This is a genomic window from Sutterella sp., from assembly GCF_030539355.1.
Classification (GTDB): Bacteria; Pseudomonadota; Gammaproteobacteria; order Burkholderiales; family Burkholderiaceae_F; genus Sutterella.
The window spans coordinates 4,267-7,065 of the sequence record NZ_JAUNSF010000130.1; the positions used below are offsets into that span (position 1 = coordinate 4,267).

2 protein-coding genes are annotated in these 2,799 nt (G+C 67.2%); both read right to left on the minus strand.

Going from position 1 to position 2,799, the window contains the following annotated elements; all coding sequences use genetic code 11:
* Positions 1-66: 66 nt before the first annotated feature.
* Positions 67-1,230, minus strand: coding sequence for an iron-containing alcohol dehydrogenase (locus Q4F91_RS12340; protein ID WP_303338027.1), 1,164 nt, complete (start codon positions 1,228-1,230; stop codon positions 67-69).
* Between the two features lie 263 nt (positions 1,231-1,493).
* Positions 1,494-2,621 carry a glycerate kinase gene (locus tag Q4F91_RS12345; RefSeq protein ID WP_303338028.1) on the minus strand — a complete coding sequence of 376 codons (1,128 nt, stop codon included), beginning with the start codon at positions 2,619-2,621 and terminating at the stop codon, positions 1,494-1,496.
* Positions 2,622-2,799: the final 178 nt, after the last annotated feature.

The following is a 2,799-nucleotide window of genomic DNA, read 5'->3' on the forward strand; positions in this document are numbered from 1 at the left end:
AACGCCGGGATCCGGGAAACGCGGGGCCGAGCCAGACGGCATGCAGCCCCGGGAATGAAAGCTCGATCAGAGCGAGGCGCGCAGAATCGCGAGGATGCCGTCGCGGTCGAGCGGGCGGAGCGCGCCGTCGAACGGGTACCAGTGCGTGAGCAGGTGGTCGGCCATCTCCTCGAAGTGCTCGTCGGTGACGCCGAGGTCGGAGAGCTTCGCGGGCAGACCGATCGAGACGAAGAACTCCGCCGTGCAGTCGATCGCCTTCCTCGCGTTCTCCATCACGTCGCCCTTCGGGTCGAGACCCCAGACATTGACGCCGTACTGGGCAAAGCGGGGCGCCGTCGCCTCGGTGAGCGAGTAGCGCATCCAGTGCGGCGTGATGATCGCAAGACCCGCGCCGTGCGTGATGTCCGTGAAGGCCGAGATCTCGTGCTCGATGCCGTGGCAGGGCCAGGGCGACGGCGTGCGGCCGATCGCGAGGAGCCCGCAGCAACCGAACGAGCTCGCGAGCAGGATCTCCGCGCGGGCGTCGTAGTCGTCCGGGTTCGCGATCGCCTTCGGCGTGTTGCGGATCACCGCGCGCAGCATCGACTCGCAGAAGCCGTCGGTGAGATCGTTGCCCTCGGCGACGAGGTACTGCTCGAAGGTGTGCGACATGATGTCCGCGGCGCCGGCGGCCGTGTGCCAGGCCGGAACCGTCTGCGTGTAGGTCGGATCAAGGATCGAGGCCACGGGGAAGAGGTTCGGCGCGCCGAGGAAGAGCTTCTCGTCGGTCTCGGGGTTCGAGATCACGCCCGTGTTGTCGTACTCCGACCCCGTCGCGGCGAGCGTGAGGACGGCGAAGAACGGCAGCGTCCGGCCGATCTTCGAGGAGTCATAGAGCAGATCCCAGGCGTCGCCCTGGTAGAAGACACCCGCGGCGATCGCCTTCGTCGCGTCGATGACGCTGCCGCCGCCCACGGCGACCATGAAGTCGATCGACTTCTCGCGGCAGAGCTCGACGGCCCTGCGGACGCTTTCGATCTTCGGGTTGGGTTCGATGCCCGAGAACTCGAAGACCTCGAAGCCGGCGAGCTGCGCCTTCACGTCGGCGAGCAGGCCGCTGCGAACCACGGAGCCGCCGCCGTAGGTGATGAGGACGCGTTTACCGCGGCCGGCGACGAGGTTCCCGAGTTCACTGACACGGCCCTTGCCGAAAACGAGGTGCGTGGGAAGGTAAAGGTCGAAGGACTGCATTTTTGTACCAGGTCTCCATATTCGGGCGCAGGGTTCGTTTCGCGCCCGGTGTGTTCCGAAAGCTGAGGTCATTCTATGGAAGCCCCGTCTCCCGGATGCATAGGATCCTTTGCAAAAACTGCCCGATTCTGCGAACTCGGCTTCCCCTGCCCTGCCCGCCTCCGCGGGGTGCGGAGAAGAGAAAGGCGGCACCTTTCGAAGAAAGGAACCGCCCTGCAGATGCCTCCAGCTCCGCTTGGGGGAGCCGGATTCCGTTCCCTGGATCAGGAACGCATGGCGCGCATCATGTGGAAGAGATTGAGCGCCGCGGCCTGCAGATTCTGCGGCGCCTCGCTCATCGCCTCGGAGAGCTCGCACGGACGGCGGAGCACCGGGAAGACCGCGGTGATGCCGAGCGCTCGGAGCTTCTCCATCTCGTCCGGAGTGACGAGCGAGCTGCCGGCGAGCACCGCCACGGGGGTGCCGCCCGCGCGGCGGGCGATGCCCGCGGCGACCTTGCCCGAGAGGGTCTGGCCGTCCACGCACCCCTCGCCCGTCACGATGAGGTCGGCGGTCTTCGCCTTCTCCTCGAACTTCATGAGGTCGAGCACGGCGTCGATGCCGGAGACGAGGCGGCCGTTCAGGAACGCTGCAACACCCGCGCCCGCGCCGCCGGCGGCGCCGCCGCCCTTCACCGCGTTCAGGTTGACCTTGGACTTCTTGAAAAGATCCGCGACATGGCGCAGCCCCTCGTCAAGGCGCTTCACCTCATCGGGGCTCGCGCCCTTCTGGGGGCCGAACACCTCCGCGGCGCCCTGGGGGCCGTAGAGCGGGTTCGAGACGTCGCAGAGCGCCTCGATGCGGGGCGAGTTCTGACGGAAGAAGAAGCCGTTCAAACGGATCGAACGGATCGCCGTGAGGCTCTCGCCCGTCGGCACGAAGGGACGGCCCGTCGGATCAAGGAACTGCGTGCCGAGCGCCGCGGCGAGGCCGCAGCCGCAGTCGGTCGTGGCGGAGCCGCCCAAACCGATCACGATGTGGCGGTGACCGACCTCAAGCGCATTGGCAATGAGCTGGCCCACGCCGAAGGTGGTCGTGCGCATCGGGCTGAAGCCCGGCATGCGCAGCGCGAGACCCGCGGCCTCAGCGAGCTCGATCACGGCGGAGTTCCCGATCGAGAGGTAGCGCGCACGGACGGGAACGCCGCAGGGCCCCGTCACCTCGACGGGAACCAGGGCGCCGCCGCAGGCCTTCTTCATGGCCTCGAGCGTGCCCTCGCCGCCGTCGGCGATCGGGAACGCCTCGATCTCGGCGTCCGGAAAGACCTCGCGCGCGGCGGTCTCAAGAATGTTCGCGGCTCGCGCGGACGAGAGGCTTCCTTTGAAGCTGTCGGGGAGAAGCAGAATCTTCACAGCTGGTCCTGAATTTTTTTCTGGGAATTCGGTGCCGGGATGATCTCCCGCGGGGCGGCGGAAAGCGCGCCCGGTCCCGGTCACGCTGCATCGCTCCTGCCCCGCGTTCATCCCGCGGATGGTAAGGAATCAATTTTACCCTGCCGCACCGACAGCCACTGCGCTTCTCTGCGTCACT